4 protein-coding genes and 1 pseudogene are annotated in these 4,642 nt (G+C 69.4%); 1 reads left to right on the top strand and 4 read right to left on the bottom strand.

Annotation, left to right across the window (positions count from 1 at the left end):
- Positions 1 to 1,106: hypothetical protein (locus DBR34_RS18080; RefSeq protein ID WP_219928335.1), on the top strand; the 1,106-nt coding region annotated here is incomplete at its 5' end.
- Between the two features lie 26 nt (positions 1,107 to 1,132).
- Here DBR34_RS18080 and leuB read toward each other — a convergent pair.
- The 4 genes and pseudogenes from leuB to DBR34_RS23875 all read right to left on the bottom strand — a co-directional run.
- On the bottom strand, positions 1,133 to 2,197 hold the full coding sequence (gene leuB / locus DBR34_RS18075) for a 3-isopropylmalate dehydrogenase (protein WP_128097804.1): 1,065 nt from the start codon (positions 2,195 to 2,197) through the stop codon (positions 1,133 to 1,135).
- Complete coding sequence (gene leuD / locus DBR34_RS18070; protein WP_128097803.1) at positions 2,187 to 2,765, bottom strand: 3-isopropylmalate dehydratase small subunit; 579 nt, start codon at positions 2,763 to 2,765, stop codon at positions 2,187 to 2,189. The genes leuB and leuD overlap by 11 nt, the downstream gene beginning before the upstream one ends.
- Positions 2,765 to 4,186 (bottom strand): 3-isopropylmalate dehydratase large subunit, encoded by a 1,422-nt coding sequence (gene leuC, locus DBR34_RS18065; RefSeq protein ID WP_128097802.1) that lies wholly within the window; start codon positions 4,184 to 4,186, stop codon positions 2,765 to 2,767. The genes leuD and leuC overlap by 1 nt, the downstream gene beginning before the upstream one ends.
- A gap of 34 nt (positions 4,187 to 4,220) precedes the next feature.
- Positions 4,221 to 4,642 (bottom strand): annotated as a pseudogene (locus DBR34_RS23875) (SAM-dependent methyltransferase); the annotation flags it as partial.

Here is a 4,642-nt window from a genome sequence, read left to right as displayed (position 1 = left end):
GGCGTGACAATGCGCGATTGCGCCTTGTCGATCCATTCGCTGCCATGCACCTGTTCCCTGTTCGTCTGCGCGGCGGTATTGCCGCCCTTGTGCTGCTGTGTGCCTGCACGCCTGTTGCTGCGTCGTCAGGCGCGGCACCGTCTGCGGCGATGTTCGAGCGCGACCTGGTCGCGACCCTGGAATGCAGGGTCGCACCGGCAACCGCACAGGCGGTGGTCAGCACGTTGCGGGCGGCGATGTATGGCGACCCGCAGCAGCGCCCCGCGTTGTTGAGGGAGTGGCGGTTCGAGCGGGTGGGAGATGACGAAGCATCGGTGGTCAACATCGACATGCCGGTGGGGCTGACTGCCCACGGCATCACTACCCGTCGCCTGGTCGCCGATGACATCGGGCTTGCGATGCCGATCGATGCGGCGTCGCGTGCGCGCATCGTGGCCGCGCACGGGCTGCGCCTGCAGTCGAGCACGTTGCGCGAGCCGCTGCAGGTCTGGTCGGTGCAGGCGCCGGCGGGCAGTGCGCCGGTGCCCGCGTCGATCGTGGTACGCAGCGATGGGCAGCGCCCGGGTTATCGGCTGGGCTGCGATTACGACGTGCAGACGCGCGATGAGCGTGTTCCGGCCCGCTTGCGCGCTGTGGCCAGCGCGCAGGACGTTGCAGCGGCGCTGGAATGCCGGGCCGACCCGGCCGCGCTGCAGCGCATTGCCACTACGTTGGAGCGGGTCGTGGAGCAGCCCCAGCTGGCCTGGCCGGACAGCATCCGCGCCGTGGCCGAACGCGGGTATGTCGTGGGTGGAGAAACGCTACCGGCGCATGTCATCGAACTGGATCAGCCGCTGAACCTGCACGGTTTTCCGGTCCAGCGCATCGCCGTGTCCATCGGCGGCTACATCGCCGGCGACCTGGGTCAGGCGCCGCTGGCCAAGGTGCTTGCGGCAAGCGGGATGGACGCGGCCGCGCGTCAGGGCGACGGCGTGTGGACGCGCAGCGTGGCCCGTGATCAAACGCCCGGGCGCACGCTGATGCGTGAGCGCAGCGTGCTTCAAACGGACGATGGCACCGTGCTGGCCGGCTGCATGAGCAGCAGCACCTATTCGGCGCCACGGTAGCCACCGACCGTTCGTCGGACCGGCGCTCAGTCGCGCAGGCGGGCGAGCACCGCGTCGGTGGCCTGGGTGGTGCTTACCGCCGCACCCTGGGCCGCCAGGTCGGCGGTGAACACACCCTCATCCAGCGCGGCATGCACGGCCGCTTCCACCGCGGCGGCTTCCTCCTCCAACCCCAACGAATGGCGCAACAGCATCGCGGCGCTGAAGATCGTGGCGTAGGGGTTGGCAATGCCCTTGCCGGCGATGTCCGGCGCCGAGCCGTGGATGGGCTCGTAGATGCCGACCGCGCCGGGCTCGCCCAGCGAGGCCGACGGCAGCAGGCCCAGCGAACCGGCCAGCATCGAGGCTTCGTCGGTGAGGATGTCGCCGAACATGTTCTCGGTGACGATCACGTCGTACTCGCGCGGCTTGGCCAGCAGGTGCATGGCCATCGAATCGACCAGCTGGTGCTCCAGCGCCACGTCCGGGAACTCCTCGCGTCCGATGCGCGCAGCCACGTCGCGCCACAGACGCGAGGTTTCCAGCACGTTGGCCTTGTCGACGGACGTCACTTTGCCGCGACGGGTCTGGGCCAGACGGAAGGCGGTGCGCAGCACGCGCTCGATCTCGCCGACGCTGTAGCTGCACAGATCGCTGGCGGTGTCGGCGGTGCGGGTCTTCTCGCCGAAGTAGATGCCGCCGGTGAGTTCGCGCACCACCACGAAGTCCACGCCCTTCAGCAGCTCGGCCTTGATCGGCGAGGCGTTGAGTGCGGCCTCATGGGTGCGCACCGGGCGCAGGTTGGCGTACAGGCCCAGCGCCTTGCGGATCGCCAGCAGGCCCTGCTCGGGGCGTACCTTGGCATTCGGGTCGGACCACTTCGGGCCGCCCACCGCGCCCAGCAGAATCGCCTGGGCGTTGCGGCAGGCCTCCAGCGTAGCGGCCGGCAGCGGCTCGCCATGACGGTCGATGGCGATGCCCCCGATGTCGTGTTCGCTGAAGTTGAAGGTGTGGCCAAAGCGGTCGGCAACGGCGCCCAGCACCGCGACGGCGGCGGTGGCGACTTCCGGACCAATGCCGTCACCCGGCAGTACGACGATCTCAGCGTGCATGTTCACTCTCGTAACGTTCGATGTCAGACGTGCGGCCCAACAGATACCCCAACTGGTCCACGCCTTCCAGCAGGCAGGTCTGCGAGAAGCCGTCCAGTGGGAAGGTGTAGACGCGGCCATCGGGCGTGCGCAGCTCGCGCGCGGCGATGTCGATGGTCAAGGTGTCGTCCGGGCGCTGCATCAGCGTCTGCACGTCGGCCTCGTCCAGCACGATCGGCAGCAGCCCGTTCTTCAGCGAATTGCCGCGGAAGATGTCGGCGATCTCACTGCTGACGATCGCGCGCAGACCCAGGTCGGTCAGTGCCCACGGCGCGTGTTCGCGCGAGGAGCCACAGCCGAAGTTGCGCCCGGCCAGCAGGATGCTGCGCCCGGCATTGTGCGGCTGGTTAAAGGCAAAGCCCGGGTTGGGCGTGCCGTCTGCCTGCCAGCGCCAGTCGTTGAAGGCGTGCTTGCCCAGGCCGGCGCGCTCGGTGGTGGACAGGAACCGCGCCGGAATGATCTGGTCGGTGTCGATATTGGTCTCGCGCAGCACCACGCTGGTCGAGGTCAGGGTACGGAAGCCGCTCATCAGGCCACCTCCCGGGCGGCATACAGGTCACGGGGGTCGGACACCCGCCCGTTCACCGCTGCCCAGGCCGCGGTCATCGGCGAGGCCAGCAGCGTGCGCGAGCCCGGGCCCTGGCGGCCTTCGAAGTTGCGGTTGCTGGTGCTCACCGCCAGCTGGCCCGGTGCTACCAGGTCGCCGTTCATGGCGATGCACATCGAACAGCCCGGCTCGCGCCACTCGGCACCGGCCGCGCGCACGATGGCGTGGATGCCTTCGGCCTCGGCCTGGCGTTTGACGATCTCCGAGCCCGGCACCACCAGCATGCGTACGCCGTCGGCGACGCGGCGGCCCTGCAGCACCTGCGCCACTTCGCGCATGTCGCTCAGGCGGCCGTTGGTGCACGAACCGACGAACACCACGTCCACCGGGGTGCCGGCCAGCGTCTGCCCGGCGTGGAAATGCATGTAGTCCAGACCCTTCTGGTCGGCCGCATCGTTGGCCGCCGGGATCGGCTGGTCCACTGCGATGGCGGTGCCGGGGTGGGTGCCCCAGGTCAGGGTGGGGCGGATGTCGGCGGCCTCGATGTGGACCTCCGCGTCGAAACGCGCGCCCGCATCGCTGCGCAGCTGCGACCAGGCCGCCACGGCGGCGTCGAAGTCGGCGCCCTTGGGCCCGCGCGGGGTGTTGGCGACCCAGTCGAAGGTGGTCTGGTCCGGGGCCACCATGCCGGCGCGTGCACCGGCCTCGATCGACATGTTGCACAACGTCATGCGCTGCTCCATGTCCATCGCCTCGATGGCGCTGCCGCGGAACTCCAGCACGTGGCCGGTGCCGCCATTGACGCCGATCACGCCGATGATGTGCAGCACCACGTCCTTGGCGCCCACGCCCACCGGCAGCACGCCGTCGACGGTGATGGCCATGGTCTTCGCCTTGCGCTGCAGCAGGCACTGGGTGGCCAGCACGTGGCCCACTTCGCTGGTGCCGATGCCGAAGGCCAGCGCGCCGAACGCACCGTGGGTGGAGGTGTGGCTGTCGCCGCAGACGATGGTCATGCCCGGCTGGGTGAAGCCCTGCTCGGGCGCGATCACGTGCACGATGCCGCGGTTGGCCGACTGCAGGTCGAACAGCTCGATGCCGTGTTCGGCACAGTTGCGCGCCAGCATTGCCACCTGCGCTTCGGAGGCAGCGCTGGCGTAGGGCAGCTTGCCGTCGGGACCGGCGGGCAGGGTCGGGGTGGAGTGGTCCATGGTGGCCTTGGTCCGGTCCGGGCGACGCGGCGCCAGGCCGCGCTCGCGCAGTTCGGTGAAGGCCTGCGGTGAGGTCACTTCGTGGATCAGGTGCAGGTCGATGTACAGCACGGCGGGCGCGCTGTCCGATTCGGGCACGACGATGTGGGCGTCCCACAGTTTGTCGTACAGGGTGCGGGGAGCTGGGGTCATGGAATGGCCTTGCTGTGTACGTGTAGAAGATAGGTCAAATGGTGCGCAGGCGCGCATCGAAGCGCAGCCGCACGTAATCGGCGGTCCACTGGCCGCGCGCGTCGCACTGGGTCGGCTCGAGCAGCGCGACCGCGTCGTCGATGACGCGCTGGCGCTGTGTGGCGTCCAGGCCGGTCAGGAACGGGGAGGCAAAGGTGCGCAGCCAGCCGCGCATGCCGGTGGGCAGTGCGGTGGGGCGGGCCTGCATTTCGATGTAACGGACCTGGAAGCCATGCGCGCGCAGGCGCTCGGCGTAGTCATCGGCAGTGGGGAAGTGCCACGGGAACGCAGGCACCGCGTGGCCATTGCTGCACAGGGCGGCCTGCAGCGCGCTTGTGATGGCCACCACGTTGCCGTGCCCGCCCATCTCGGCCACGAAGCGGCCGCCCGGCTTCAACGCACGGGCAACGCCGGCGA

It is taken from the genome of Stenotrophomonas sp. HMWF003 (genome assembly GCF_003061285.1).
GTDB classification, from domain to species: domain Bacteria; phylum Pseudomonadota; class Gammaproteobacteria; order Xanthomonadales; family Xanthomonadaceae; genus Stenotrophomonas; species Stenotrophomonas maltophilia_AP.
The sequence above is the reverse complement of the archived record's forward strand: the minus strand, read 5'-3'. Positions and strand labels throughout refer to the sequence as shown.